The 13,427-nt window shown below is 47.9% G+C and carries 21 protein-coding genes; 13 read left to right on the forward strand and 8 right to left on the reverse strand.

Going from position 1 to position 13,427, the window contains the following annotated elements; all coding sequences use genetic code 11:
- The 6 genes from FW758_RS23105 to FW758_RS23130 all read right to left on the reverse strand — a co-directional run.
- The coding region (locus tag FW758_RS23105; RefSeq protein WP_446446647.1) for a replication protein P at positions 1–681 on the reverse strand (681 nt) is incomplete at its 3' end.
- Positions 678–1,502, reverse strand: coding sequence for a helix-turn-helix domain-containing protein (locus tag FW758_RS23110; protein ID WP_446446648.1), 825 nt, complete (start codon positions 1,500–1,502; stop codon positions 678–680). The genes FW758_RS23105 and FW758_RS23110, both read right to left, overlap by 4 nt.
- A 143-nt stretch (positions 1,503–1,645) precedes the next feature.
- Positions 1,646–2,383, reverse strand: a complete 738-nt coding sequence (locus tag FW758_RS23115; RefSeq protein WP_446446649.1) for a hypothetical protein — start codon at positions 2,381–2,383, stop codon at positions 1,646–1,648.
- Positions 2,384–2,533: 150 nt separating this feature from the next.
- A complete protein-coding gene (locus FW758_RS23120; RefSeq protein WP_259559687.1) occupies positions 2,534–2,860 on the reverse strand; it encodes a hypothetical protein in 327 nt (108 codons plus the stop codon).
- Positions 2,861–2,865: 5 nt separating this feature from the next.
- Positions 2,866–3,489, reverse strand: coding sequence for a hypothetical protein (locus FW758_RS23125; protein ID WP_446446650.1), 624 nt, complete (start codon positions 3,487–3,489; stop codon positions 2,866–2,868).
- Between the two features lie 330 nt (positions 3,490–3,819).
- Entirely contained in the window at positions 3,820–4,155 is a 336-nt protein-coding gene (locus FW758_RS23130) for a YdaS family helix-turn-helix protein (protein ID WP_446446651.1), read from the reverse strand.
- A 2-nt stretch (positions 4,156–4,157) separates the two neighbouring features.
- On the opposite strand from FW758_RS23130, the gene FW758_RS23135 reads away from it, so the two are divergent.
- The 13 genes from FW758_RS23135 to FW758_RS23195 all read left to right on the forward strand — a co-directional run bounded on the left by FW758_RS23135 (position 4,158) and on the right by FW758_RS23195 (position 11,071).
- Positions 4,158–4,883, forward strand: coding sequence for an XRE family transcriptional regulator (locus FW758_RS23135; RefSeq protein WP_311900152.1), 726 nt, complete (start codon positions 4,158–4,160; stop codon positions 4,881–4,883).
- Between the two features lie 383 nt (positions 4,884–5,266).
- A complete protein-coding gene (locus tag FW758_RS23140) occupies positions 5,267–5,629 on the forward strand; it encodes a hypothetical protein (protein WP_446446652.1) in 363 nt (120 codons plus the stop codon).
- Positions 5,630–5,754: 125 nt separating this feature from the next.
- Complete coding sequence (locus FW758_RS23145; RefSeq protein WP_446446653.1) at positions 5,755–6,102, forward strand: hypothetical protein; 348 nt, start codon at positions 5,755–5,757, stop codon at positions 6,100–6,102.
- Between the two features lie 30 nt (positions 6,103–6,132).
- Positions 6,133–6,762 carry a hypothetical protein gene (locus FW758_RS23150; RefSeq protein WP_259578932.1) on the forward strand — a complete coding sequence of 210 codons (630 nt, stop codon included), beginning with the start codon at positions 6,133–6,135 and terminating at the stop codon, positions 6,760–6,762.
- Entirely contained in the window at positions 6,759–7,148 is a 390-nt protein-coding gene (locus FW758_RS23155; protein WP_259578933.1) for a hypothetical protein, read from the forward strand. Before FW758_RS23150 ends, FW758_RS23155 begins: the two co-directional genes overlap by 4 nt.
- Positions 7,145–7,795, forward strand: a complete 651-nt coding sequence (locus FW758_RS23160; RefSeq protein WP_446446654.1) for a hypothetical protein — start codon at positions 7,145–7,147, stop codon at positions 7,793–7,795. The genes FW758_RS23155 and FW758_RS23160 overlap by 4 nt, the downstream gene beginning before the upstream one ends.
- Positions 7,792–8,085: a hypothetical protein gene (locus FW758_RS23165; RefSeq protein ID WP_012089462.1), complete on the forward strand. Its 294-nt coding sequence runs from the start codon at positions 7,792–7,794 to the stop codon at positions 8,083–8,085. Before FW758_RS23160 ends, FW758_RS23165 begins: the two co-directional genes overlap by 4 nt.
- Positions 8,086–8,364: a hypothetical protein gene (locus FW758_RS23170; RefSeq protein ID WP_446446655.1), complete on the forward strand. Its 279-nt coding sequence runs from the start codon at positions 8,086–8,088 to the stop codon at positions 8,362–8,364.
- Positions 8,361–8,591, forward strand: a complete 231-nt coding sequence (locus FW758_RS23175; RefSeq protein WP_446446656.1) for a hypothetical protein — start codon at positions 8,361–8,363, stop codon at positions 8,589–8,591. Before FW758_RS23170 ends, FW758_RS23175 begins: the two co-directional genes overlap by 4 nt.
- Positions 8,588–9,196, forward strand: coding sequence for a hypothetical protein (locus tag FW758_RS23180; RefSeq protein ID WP_446446657.1), 609 nt, complete (start codon positions 8,588–8,590; stop codon positions 9,194–9,196). Before FW758_RS23175 ends, FW758_RS23180 begins: the two co-directional genes overlap by 4 nt.
- Positions 9,193–9,525, forward strand: coding sequence for a hypothetical protein (locus FW758_RS23185; protein ID WP_446446658.1), 333 nt, complete (start codon positions 9,193–9,195; stop codon positions 9,523–9,525). The genes FW758_RS23180 and FW758_RS23185 overlap by 4 nt, the downstream gene beginning before the upstream one ends.
- A 134-nt stretch (positions 9,526–9,659) precedes the next feature.
- The gene (locus FW758_RS23190) at positions 9,660–9,881 is read left to right on the forward strand and encodes a hypothetical protein (protein WP_012089465.1); all 222 of its coding nucleotides are present in this window, start codon (positions 9,660–9,662) and stop codon (positions 9,879–9,881) included.
- Positions 9,882–9,886: 5 nt separating this feature from the next.
- A complete protein-coding gene (locus tag FW758_RS23195; RefSeq protein ID WP_347099234.1) occupies positions 9,887–11,071 on the forward strand; it encodes a recombinase in 1,185 nt (394 codons plus the stop codon).
- 902 nt (positions 11,072–11,973) lie between these two features.
- Here the strand turns inward: FW758_RS23195 and FW758_RS23200 are convergent.
- Complete coding sequence (locus FW758_RS23200; RefSeq protein ID WP_446446659.1) at positions 11,974–12,909, reverse strand: nucleotidyl transferase AbiEii/AbiGii toxin family protein; 936 nt, start codon at positions 12,907–12,909, stop codon at positions 11,974–11,976.
- A partial coding sequence (locus FW758_RS23205) for a type IV toxin-antitoxin system AbiEi family antitoxin domain-containing protein (protein ID WP_446446660.1) occupies positions 12,902–13,427 on the reverse strand: 526 nt, incomplete at its 5' end. The genes FW758_RS23205 and FW758_RS23200, both read right to left, overlap by 8 nt.

Genomic DNA, 13,427 nt, shown 5'->3' on the forward strand with positions numbered 1-13,427 from the left:
TTCGCCATCGTTTGCCCCCTTAAGCCCAAAGTTTGCACGTAAATTGGCAATAATCGATTTCGCCTTGGCCGCCTCAGTGGGCCGCGTCACCGTTTCAGGTAGTGCCTTTGGCAACTCAATATCGGTCAACTCGCCACGGCTAAAGCGTCTGCATAAGACTGTGTAATTACGCTCAAACGTCATTAACACGTCCTTTTCAAGCCCGGTTGCAAACATCCAACTGCCCGTTTCGCGTACCGCTAAGCGCACCACATCATGGCTCCACGTATGCTTATCAGGGTGATGGTAATGGCGCGTTGCCTCCTTAAACGCCGCCTCTAACTTGGGCAACCCCAAATCACAGGCCGTGGGTTGGCACCAAAGCGCAAACTGGCGCGGTGTCGGCCAAAACTGCCTATCGCCCTGCTCGCGTCTGGCGCGATTCAGCCCCGCTTGCACTTGCTCGCGGCTGGCAATCCCCTGCGCCGCCAAGGTTTTAAGCCACTCGGCTTTGTGGGTCGCTTCATCCTCAGGCCGCGGCGCACTCACCGGAAACAACACCCGCAACTTGCTAAACACGCTGTCCACAATCGCCATGTCCATTGCCGTGGGCTCAGGTTGGCTAACACGCCCCTGCCCAACCAGCGGCTGGCGGATTAAGGTCTGCAGTGATTTCATGCTCGCATTTTGGTTGGCCGTCATATCAAAGGGTCCTCAGGGTCATACACCGCATAACTCCAATCCGCTTGCCCAACCGCGGTACCCATCGGTCTTGGTAACGGCGTTAACCAGTGGCGTTCGCGGATAAACTTGGTAATGCCGAGCACAAACTGGCCGTTAGCGCTAAAGCCCCAACTCGTATCCAGCGCCGCAGCCTCCTTCAACCACGTCACCGCCAACACACAATCGGCGTCGGTCAGCTTTTCACTCTTCCACGCTTTCCACGCAGCCGAATCCGAGCCGCCTTTGCGATGGGCGGGATAGGCTTTGAAAAACGCATTGAAAACCGACTTAGCACTCGTTGCTGGACAAGAGTCTTTTAAAGATTCATTGATAGATTCAAAAGAGTGACAGATTCTGGGTGCAGCTCCTGCACCCTCAGAGGGTGAATCTCCTGCACCCATGGGTGCATTTGCTGCACCCTCAAAATTGGCTAGGGGTGAATCTGCTGCACCCTCAGTATTTTCTAGGGGTGAATTTGCTGCACCCTCAGAAAAAGGTAGGGTTTGAGCAGGTTTATCACTCAGGACACACGATGAAAAGTCCAAAATATACAGGTTAGATGTATTGCGTTTATGCTCACTCTTGCGGGTAATTTTGCGCACCAGTCCGACGTCAACCAGCGCATTAATGTGGTTAATCGCCGACCGCTCGCTTATCTCACAAGCCTGCGAAATATACTCGTAACTCGGCCAGCATTCGCCTTGGTCATTGGCGTTATCAGCAAGCTTGATCAACACCAGCTTGCGCAGTGGATTACCCACCTTGGCCTTCATCGCTTTTACCATCAATTCCATACTCATAAGTCACCCCCAAATGGAGCAACCCACAAACTCGAATTGACGCAAACCCCATGCTTCAGTAACATGATATTGCCTCTCTTAGGTATTAAGCCCGCATTCGTCGCCAAACTTTAGCGGGCTTTCTTATGTCTACAACAACGGGATCAACTGCAATGCGCCCCGTTGCCCTCCGCTCGCTCGCCTTCACTGCCAAGCAAGTAAACCTCGTGCGCCAAGTTACTGCGCAACTGGCTAAAAAAATCACGCCGTTTAATGTGCACGTTGCGGCTTTTCGCTATTGCACTCATATCAGCGGCATTCGCATTAGTTGCACTCGCATCGGCCGCGCCTACATCCGCCGCCAATAGCGCAATAGAACGTTCCGCGCGTTGTTCTTCCATCAGCAGATAATTCATAATCCAATCAATGCTCACCGTCGGCAGCAACAACTGCTTGCTACTACCCAGCAACGCCTTATCCACGATGTCGGTCGCGATAACCGCCAAACGCTCGGGGCGACTATGCTGCAATTCATCGCAGTTCCTTAACACCTCAACCATTCGGCCCACCTGCGTTCGCCTAAACAACTCCGCCGTGGTATGCCCATGAAAACAGGCAATGTCTTTGCCCATGTTCACGCCACTTAACGCAGCCCGTTCAGAGGTTGCCGCGCTAAGCTCATTGCCGTTAGGCTGAGTGCTATTAGGCATGTTCGACTTAGCTTTAAGCGCCATCGCCTTAAGCATTAACTGCTTTGCCTGCATCATGAGTAATGTCACTTGCGCGGTTTCCATTTCGGTCAGCGCGGCCACGGCGGGCCCATCAGCACGGCTAACTTGCCCATGCACCGAACACGCGGCGCCGCCCTCCAAACAACAAATTAAACATTCAGGATCAAACATCGTTTATCCTCCTCACTGCCACTTAGGTATCAAGCCCGCATTCGTCGCCAAACTGTGGCGGGCAATTTGATAACTGCGTTTTTTACGCGCCCAGTTATCACTTAACTGATTTGTGAACATGTCATTCACTCCTTCACTCGTTTCAACAAGTCATTTCAACAACTGCCACTTATGCCCATTGGCACACACGGCGCGTTTCGAGCCCGACTTGGTTTGCTTTAAAGCCAAACCGCACTGGCCACACGGCACATCAGCCACCCGCTTAAGCATCACCGCATTAATCTGTGCACTGTGATTCGCACGTTTAGGCCGATAACCTAACGCCCGCGCCACTTTCACATACTCTTTCGCAATCCATTTGCCATCGGGTTCTAAGTGCAAACCGTCGCCGATCATGTCACCCAAGCGGATCAACTGCTGGTGCAGCTCAGTCTTAGCGCGAGCGATAACATTAATGTTAAGGTTCGATTGCGGCATCGCGGTCACTTCTCGGCCGCGTATTGCGCCGCCTTGCCACCGTGACTCGCTAAATACGGATACGCCAGTTCTAACGCCGCCATGCTCGCTTGCGTGGTTGCCGCCGACTCTTTTAACTCGCGGTGCGCCGCCACTAACTGCTCGCGCTTCGGCTCATCGCCCAAATGGATCACCGCCACTTGCGCCTCGGCGTTCTCTTTGGTGAGCGATGCCGCCATATCGGCCACATGCAACACATGACCGTCACTCATGCGGTCAGCAATCACAGTCACCCCAGTGCAACCAAACACATCATTGAGATACTGCACCCGCAAATGCTCAGGCAGCGCCGCCACCAGTGCTTGCTCAACATGAAACAAGCGATCAGCCTGCGGATGTTGGCCCTCGTACTGACCAAGCCAACGGAACAGCTTTTGCGCATTAATCCGCGCATCGTTGTGTACGTCTTGACTGCTGGCAAAGCTAATACCCTCCGCCGCCAACACCTCACTCAGCCCGAGGCGCTCAACCGCCGCAACAAAATCTATCGCCAGCGCAAAGCGTGTCATCTTAGGTAACTCCAACACCCGATGAATCGTTTTCATCAACAAATTCAAACGGCTATCTTTTTTATGTGAATTGGTTTTCATGCTAATAAGCCTCTCTCTGTTAATTTACAGTTGTAGGAAGTACAAATGAGTTTGGATTGGTAGTATTGACGGTCTGATAGAGTCGCTTTTAAATTCAAGCGGTTGCCTATGGTATGAACTAAATAAATTGCATCACGTAGATATAAGCAACTATTGCAATTTACAGATTTTACTTTGCTAAAGAGTGCAAAAATCTGTTTAGACATGCTCCCTGAATGCCTACCTACTTCATGTTTTTGCACATCTGCATATAACGGATGAATAACTGAGAGTAATTGATGAATAAAAACAATTTTTTTCATATAGTTACCACCATTACACATAAAGTAATTATGCAGCTTCATTTGGATGTGGAAATAAATCGCTCAAGTCTGGGCGGATCTTGTATGCAGGAACGGCTCCATGAGTTGCCTTTTCAATTCGTTTCGCATTTTCTGCTGAAACTTTTTTCCGGCCATGAAGCCATGCACAAACTGATGGCTGTTTTACGTTGCAGGCATCAGCAAGTTTCTGCTGACTTCCTAGTACATTTATAGCCTGAACAATAGCTTTTACAGCCATAAAATATCTCCACTCATTTAAATCAACCAAATAATAGCCAAAGGTATTGCCGATGTAAATAGCTTTAGGTATTTGACGAGATATAACTATGGCTATAAATTTCATTTATGAATAAAAATGAATCTTTTGCGGATAGATTAAGAACGGCCATGGATGAGGCTGGTTATACTCAAGCATCACTAGGTGAGGCTATAGGCATGGCGCAACCAAGCGTCTGGAAACTAACAACGGGTAAAACTAAGAACACCAGAAAACTATATGAAATTGCTAAAGTTTTGAGAGTAAGTCCTGAGTGGCTTCTTAATGGTCGCGAACCAAAGAAGATGGGCGAGCAGCCAAGCAGACAACAACAGATACCCGAGAAAGAAGAATGGGGCACCCTTGACACCTGGGATGATTCAACCCCCATTAATAGCGATGAAGTTGAGGTACCATTTTTGCGAGATGTTGAATTTGCCTGTGGTGATGGAACTTTTAATGATGAGGATTACAACGGCTTCAAGCTAAGGTTCTCTAAATCCACTTTACGTAAAGTTGGTGCAAATACAGATGGTTCTGGAGTGATTTGTTTCCCTGCAAGAGGTAACAGTATGGAACCATATATTCCTGATGGAACAACTGTTGCAGTTAACACGAACGATAAGAAAATTGTTGATGGGAAAATTTATGCCATCAACGAAAATGGATGGAAACGAATTAAAATACTACGCCGCTCATCGCCTGATAAGCTAAACATCTTAAGTTTTAATAGTGATGAGTATGAACCTGAGGACAAACCCGCTGAATCAGTAGAGGTAATAGGCAGAGTTTTTTGGTACTCAGTTATCGTTTAATCACCTTTATTTTGGGTCAACTCCTCCAGTAACTGGTTGTATTTTCACAACCCTTGCCTTAACACTAAATCAAAATAAAACCGCTATGCGGTTTTATTTTTTCCCACTGACTACACTTAACGGCCAAGAACGTTAAGTCGTGAAAATTACATCAACTCACCTGCATTTCTTGCAAAATATATGATTGCCTTACGAAAAAAATCACTTTAAAACCCTCAGAAATATACCCAAAGCAATATTTATTGCTTTGGGTATTTACACATCAAATAGCTTTAGCTATATTAATTACAGGAACGCTTCATGAGCTTTAACAAAAGCTAAACCATACACGACTGACCGCCCTTTCGAGCTTACTCCCAATGGGCACTACCGAGGACAAGGAAATGATTCTAGCGAAAGTTCACACCACACCTAAGCAACGCGATGAGTTTCGTCTACTGGTTGCGATACGTTTTGCCTGCTTGATGGCGCTGGCCAAGGGCCACACCGACCCGATGGATTGCCCACGGGTGCAAGCCCGCTGCGCCGAACTGGTCAAGCATTTTGCCTATCACCACCCAAGCCCAGCCTTTTACCGCCAGTTCATTCGCCACACAGGTGAACTCGGGCTCAATTTCAGCCTGCGCTTCACTGAGCCCCAACAAGGCTTGTACGGCAAGGTGATGGTGTGGCGTAACGACTCGCAAGCCGTCACTAATGTGCATCCGCTGCACACGATGACGACAACCACGCCCGTCGGCCGCTAAGCAGTAGAGCCGCTAAGCCGCCGCGAACATTCACGATTAAGGCAGCCAAGGCAAAGCAACCAAGGGGTGATGGTCCATATCCCGATAACGATAACGGCGACAGTTTCACCTTGTTGGAGGCAATTATGTTTTTTGTTTACGGCGTGTCCATGACCTTAGCGAAAAAGCAGGCGACCAAAAAGTGCAGCACCTCAGTAGGCGCACACCCTAACCGCCGTCAGCTGAGCCCCGACGAGTACCAAGCCAAGTTGGATGATATGGCGAAGCACTTGTTTGAAACCATGAAGCCACAACGCCTGTCGCATTCGTTATCGACGCCCGCGCTGTGCCAGCAATACATTGTTTTAGCCATGACCCAAGAAGCCCACCGCGATGTGCATATTCGCTATCACAAGCTCTCGGACAAGGTGAACCCCAAAACCAAGAAACCCATCATCAATCTGGTGGTGTTTAACGGCGAAGCCGCAGCTTAGCCCTGCTGATTCAAAAGGAAGGAATAGCGTATGACACATCCAACGAGAACATCATTTTTAAGCGATGTGGCCGAACATCAACTCACCATTCTTAAAGATGATGGGGTGTTCCGTCACATGGTACTCAGCCAAGGCAGCTTTGAGCATCGCTTTGAGATCACCACATGGCCGCAGCATCTGTGCATCAGTGGCGATATGGGCTGTTACGTATTTTCTCGGGTTCAGGACATGTTTTGCTTCTTTCGCCAAAGCGGTGATGACTGGGGCGTGAACGCGAGTTACTGGGAAGAAAAGGTACTTGCTGAGTGTAAAACCGACGGCACTCGCGAGTTTGATGCCAAGGAAGCCGATCAACGCCTTGAGCAGTTTTTGCAGTGGTTTGTCGAAGGGCTGGATCCAACGAACGAAGAAGAGGCTGAGGCAATTAACAGCGCGACCAATGCCGTTAAGGAGTTTACCCAAAACCGCGAGAACGCCGAGTGGGATGTGGTTTATCGCCTCAATAATTGGGATGAAGAAGATGCGGGCGGCATGACATTAGATGATTTTTGGGATGGCTGGAAAGACCGCTTCACCTATCGCTTTATCTGGTGCTGTTACGCCATCGTTTTTGCCATCCGCCAATACGATGAAGCGACCCAAAGCAAGGAGGCAGCATGAGCAACGAACATGATTTTTATGCCAAACATTACCCTTGGCTCAATGCAGATCAACGTGAGTGCTTTGATTTCCTTTGTGACATTCACAACGGTGGCAATCACATGTTTGGCAAAATCCAAGCCTGTGGTGAACACGGGTTATCAATCAACAGTACTAGCGCGCATTACATGTCTACCTTCGACTATAGCGCCCTCACAACTGCAGTCGTTCTTGCACATGACCGCATGATCCGCTTTCAAATCGAGCCATCGGGCCCACGCATGTTAAAGCTCGTTGCACATAAGCGCCATCAACGTGAGGGCCGAATGAATGAGCGTCACCCCACAATGGAAGACGCGATTAACAAGGTAAGGAAGCAATACCCATGTGACGAGGTGGCGGCATGAAACAGCACCCAATTATCTTCAACACCGAAATGGTGCGTGCCATTCTTGATGGCCGTAAAACACAGACGCGCAGAATGTTTAAAGCTCAGCCGCATGATGATTGGGCGCCATTTTCTAAAAATGCCGAATGGTATACGCCGACAATCATTGATAAGCGCGGATTCTATCAAGCCGCAAATGATGAGGTTTTTGGCGTTAGCGATGAAGATTGCGCGTTTATTTCACCGTTCGGCACGCTTGGTGATCAGCTGTGGGTGCGTGAGGCAATGAGCAAAGCACACTGGCCTGATCTGCATTATGTCTGTGGCGGATTAACGGCAGGCACGGGTGATGAAGACTTTGATTATCGTGGCGCTGAATATCGCGGGTTTATTCCCTCTATCCACATGCCACGCTGGGCGGCGCGCATTCTGCTAGAAGTTACCGCCGTTCGGGTTGAGCGATTGAATGAGATCTCAGAAGACGATGCCATAAAAGAGGGTTTTGATCATTCATGCTCTGCCGCGGCGAAATCGGCGGGCTGGTATGAGAAGCCGCGCACCGCATTCCTGCGCACTTGGGAGCAAATCTATCACAACGTTGATGCTAACCCGTGGTTATGGGTGATCGAGTTCAGGGTGATCAGTACCACAGGCGGTGCGGCATGAACCACTTACTCCCGGGCTTTGAATCACAAGAGCGCGTTGCGTTATTGCTGTCGCTTACCCGCATTAGTTCGCCCGAGGTGATTGCCGCGTTAACGCTGCATTACACCAGCGCCCTGCCCGCTGAACGCGCGGCGGCTCGCCACGGGATCGAACTGTCGAACTTTATGCGCGGGCAAAAGAAGCTAGAGCAAATCGCTGCCACGGTCGAGGCCATTAAAGCCATCGACTGGGCCAAGCTGCAATTAACTCATTTGCAATCAAGCTCTTTGCAACCAAAGCAGGTGGCCTAAATGACTCAATCAGCGGCGTTTCGCCATCTGCTAAATCATTACCGCAGCCATAAGTTAAGCCTGTTACTAAAGGCCAAAACGGGCGACAGCATCAAAATCGCGCTGGCGCTGGGCGCGTTAGATTGCCTGTACTGGCAAGCATTGGGCAACGGCTTAACCAACCTCGCCAAGGGCATTAGCCGCACCATAGTGTATTCGTACCGATATCACCCAATGCGCCTGCCCTGCCATTCGCCAGTCAGCCAAACAAGCGACAGCCAAAACAAGGAGGCGGCATGAATACGTTTAGCACTAAAGCGGGCGTGGTCACATTATCTAAGCCCTACTTCACCTTGATGTGCGATCAGCAACAAATCGAAGTGAAGTACACCCCAAACAACTATCAAGGCTGGGGCATTTGTAAGTCTTTTAACGCCATCGAGTGCAGCGACTTCGACCAAGCCGACGCCGAAGTATTTGCACTCAACGCAGAATCAAAACTCAGGATAAAAGGAGAAGCAGCATGAGCACACCCAAGATAAAAGCGTTTCAAGTACAAGAACATTGCGAGGGCGCCGCATGCATTGTGTTTCATCAAAATGCTGCCACCGCTCGCCGCATAGGTGCGGGCGAACTCAATCTGACGTTTGAAGATGATATGTCAGTGACTCGCGGCCCTGAATATGACCAATACGCTGAGCAAGGCAACGTGCCTTATCAAGTATTACTGGCCGATGGTTGGTGTTTTACCTGTTACCACTGCGGCAACCCAATTAAAGCCGAAGACGATGAAGGCAATGCGACGGACATTGAAGCGGTGATCTGCATCGGCGAGGCGTTTTATTGCAACGCGGCGTGCCATTCACAAAAGCAAGCTGACATCACGGAACACAATGCTAAGGCCGAAGCCTTTAAGCAACAGCTGTTATCACTGCGCCCTGATCTGACCTTCACGGCGTTTAACGGTGCATATCCACAACTGTATTGCACTGCGACATTTACTTTTGAAGGTGCTCAATATGGCGGCTCCGTGGCCTATGACAAGGCTGGCGAGCTTGATTGGCGAGTATCAAACACTGATTTGCCTGCATGGCAAACATATCAAGCCCTGCGCCAAGGAGAAGCAGCATGAACCCGATACAAGCAGCAACAGTTGAACGTGAAGAAGGTTATTGGACCCATCCAGATTTGCCCGAGTGGGATGAAGGTGTGACCCGTGTGGAGTGTGAAGCATGGGCGGCACGCCAAGGCGGCGAGTTTGTGGCGATTTGGTTTGAACTCGATGCCCCTGAAAACCTGATCGAACGCTACTTTGACGAGGGCGACACCGATATCAGCGATTGGCACCCCGTTTGCGACAAGGCCGGCTCATTCTTGCTGAGTATTCACGATACCGAAGATGGCCCCGTCGCACTGTTCTTCGCCCCTAAGGACAAGGAATTGGCAACGGAAGGTAAATGACCTGACAGCAAAGAGAGGCGTTAGAAGGTAATTGCACCACAAAAATCAACGCTGAAGGCATTTATGTTCCTGCGATGGAATCGGCCTAAGGCCAAGTAAACATACAAACGTCATAGCAAATAAGAGAGGCTATTATGAAAAACACTGCAAAGTTAATGAAGGCACGCGAATGGGCTAGCCGCGAGTTCACTAAAGGGTCAATGCCGCAAAATAGAACCATTTCTACGTGGATATTGAAAGGTAAAATTCGTGGTGCCGTTATTAGTGGCACTGTCTATGTGTATGAGGATCAGTATTTTGGCGTTCCGCAGGTTGTCAGTAATGCGGTTATGCATCTGGTCGCGGAATCGGTGTAAGTATCATGGTGCGCCCAAAAAAGCCGGTAAATAAGAATCTTCCTTCATATCTAAGATATGAAATCGACTCTGGCGTTTACCGCTTTACCCTGATTAACGGTATTAGGAAATCACTGGGTAAAGATAAAATCCAAGCAATACAGATAGCAAATGAATATAACCGGATCATGCGCCCAAGTTCTGGGTTGATTGTAGATGACCTGATAAAGGCTTCGGGCGGTATTGAATCTGAGCAGCAACTTCCTTTTGCTGATCATGTTGACCGTTTGATGGAGATCATTTTCAAAGAGGAGTCACCCAGTAAGCAATTCGCTAGCACTATGCTAAACGATGCGTCGAGAGTGAAGGAGTACTTCAAGGCTATACCAAGCCAGGATATTGGCCTTGAGCATATTAATGGATTTCTTAACCAGTACCATCCTAACGCGAGTGCGAATGTGCATAATCGCAAGCTGGGTTTCATTGAAAAGTTGATTAATTACGCCATTGATCAATCGCTGATGGTTGATAACCCTGCCGCCAAAAAGATGAAAAAGCGAAAAACCAAAGGCAAAGAACGCCAACGCTTAAGTTTGGATGCTTTCAAACTTATCCACGCAGCGGCGCCACTTTGGTTACAAACAGCAATGGAGTTAGCGCTTCAAGCATCACAGGCAAGGTTAGAAATTTCTCGAATTAAGTACAGTATTAAAAAGCCTAAGGATGGGCAATGCGGATGTATTTGGTTTGAAACTCCGGTTGATGGGATTTATGGAACGCTGTTTATCCATAGGCAAAAAGTTGAGGAAAAGGAAGCTAGCCATGTCGCTATCCCTATCGGTCAGGAGATTAAAGGGATTATAGATAGAAGCCGTGATGGGATTTTATGCCCGTATGTTGTTCATCGGGTTCCTGAGCGAAATACTAGGCAAAGTGCTGAAACAAACCATCGTTATCAGCTTGATCCAAACTACCTTAGCAGAGCATTTTCTACGGTTAGGGATGACATTGGATTATTTAGTCACCTTGAAGTTAATCAGCGACCGACTTTTCATGAAATCCGCGCCCTATCTGCAAGATTGTTTTCGGATATGGGGATTGATCCTCAAGGCCGCATGGCGCATACCGATGCGAAGTCTACCAAGGTCTATGTTCGTGATCATTTGGAATGGACTGAGGTGCCACATGCAGAGATTAACATGGCAAATTAGCCTAGAAAAACTAAGGCAAACGGGCCTGAATGGCCTCGGTTATTGAAAGCCTGTTTGACCTGAGTTCGACCATAGTTTGACCGCTTAAAAATGAATATTAAAATCGGATTAAAATAAAAAAGCCTGCAAACTATTAAGTTTACAGGCTTTTTTATTTTGAATTTGGTCGGTATGAGAGGATTCGAACCTCCGACCCCTGACACCCCATGATTGTTGCTCAAACCTAATAAACCTTTGATACTAAAGTATTTAACAAAAAATACTCTACAAAAGTCAGCCTAGAAAAATACCTCTTTTAAACCTAGTTTGCGTTTTCTGCACTCTTTGTTTTCATAGACTTACACGGAGTTAGTCCCCTATTTATAAAGCAAATATCTTCCTAGTAACTCTAATCTATTACTATTCAAACGTAGAATTTGGCCAATACAAACCCTTCGAAATCTTGGGGTGAAGCTTGGAGGATAGGGGAAATATTTCGTATGCAGCTAAATCTCAATCTCCACAAATGGCAAGTCGGGTGCGGTTTAGATCCAGCCGTCTTATACGTAGACGTGATCTCCAACGGTTCCTGAACTTATTGCGCGGATAATGTGGCCGCAGGCACTGCTGGCGGTGACATTACCTTAGGCAGTTACGGCATCCACAGTCATGATCATCCGTGGTGGCAAAACTAACGCTGTTTGCAGTTATTTAAGCATGGTGCCTCGCTGGCGATTAGTTGAGTTACGCGATTGAGCGGATCATTGTAATGGATTGTTCGATATCGATATCACCGCGTCATTAAGCGTAAGGTGATCGGGTAAAATGCCTTCAGCTGAATAGAGACGGTCCAATAATCAGTCGAACCAAAGTAACGCCCACAAACAGCGAACTATCAGATAAAATCGGCAATACACTGCACATTACAGTATCCGACCTGCAACCCACGCTTCCAATACATCAGCCAGTTTAATGAGTTGTTCTTGATGCTTGGATTTGTTTTTCGCTAGGTTTTGGATATTCAATAGCTTCCATCTCACCGCAGGTAGTGCCGCGACGCTCGGTTCATCAAACAATGACCAATCAGGCTGACCCTGTTTAAAGGATAATAAAAAGTCTCTATCTTTTGCAGTAAAGTGATGCTGCAACGCTGTCAGCATTTCTGAGCGAGTTAAAATAAGCTCATCGAGTTTAATCGGCTTTGTCGTCATTCCATTGAATTCAGTTTGAAAGCTTTCATCAAGCGGTTTCCAGCGTGGAGACATCACTTCATTAATAGGCCTTGGATGGCTAAGTGTATAAGTGAGAAAGCCGACTAAAATCTCTCGAGTGATCCCCTCTTCCGCCAGCAGCATTTTCACATCGAAAAGATCCCTTGGGTGCTGCCTATCCATCGCTGCACATAACTTACCTCCGTATAGATCAGGCAGGCTTACGACGGGGATCTCTGCATACCCAAATTCTTCTTCAACTAACTCAACGACTGGCATTAATACCGCTTTGTGTAGCGTACCTCTCGCAACAGGAGAGACTTCAATTTTTATTGTGACTCTATCACTTGTCACGACAACCCTGAGCTCATCATATTTATTGTCTTGAAATACTGCACTAAGGTTCGGTTGTAGATTGATCTTCGCAGTCAAACGACCAAGCGCTTCCTTCACATTTTGTAGCGCTTGTTCCCTTGGCTCCAAAGGAAGATAAGCCAAATCGATATCGACCGATAAGCGTGGGAAGTTGCGCACAAATAGGTTGATAGCCGTACCGCCCTTTAGGGCAAATACCTTCTCTTGGGCGACGAGCGGCAGCATCCGAATAAGCAAGGTCACTTGCTGGTAGTATATCGATGACTTATTCATATTGATTTTTTTCTGTCTTAATAAACGATGCAGGCACTGTTATTTGATACCGTCCATCGTAACGGCCATGAGCCACCACCTGACGCTTTCCCGCACCAAGCGTGATTTGCTGCTCATCTAGCCTTTTGCTCCACTGGTGTTGATAGTAGTGGCCTAAAAAGAGAAATACGCGATTAGCTTGTACGGCTTCACTTCGATTCAGTATTGACTGTATTTTACGTGGACTGAGATTCACTAATCCTTGAAACAGCTCCGCGGCATGCTCAAAACTGATATGTTTGCCAATGGCATTGACGACCTCATAGGCTGCAAGCTCCGCACAACTTGCCTTAACCTCTCTATTGTTCACCCCTATAGTAATAAAGTCTTTTTCCAACGTTTGGGTCAGCTTGCTACTGGTATAAAAAAGCCAGTTTTGCGCCTCCAATTCGCGGAACCACTTTGGCAAAGCCTGCTTACTTTGACAGCCAACCCAAACTTGCTCGCTGCTTAGTTGAAGATAATGACTAAGCCCTTGA

This window comes from Shewanella sp. 1180_01 (assembly GCF_052850535.1).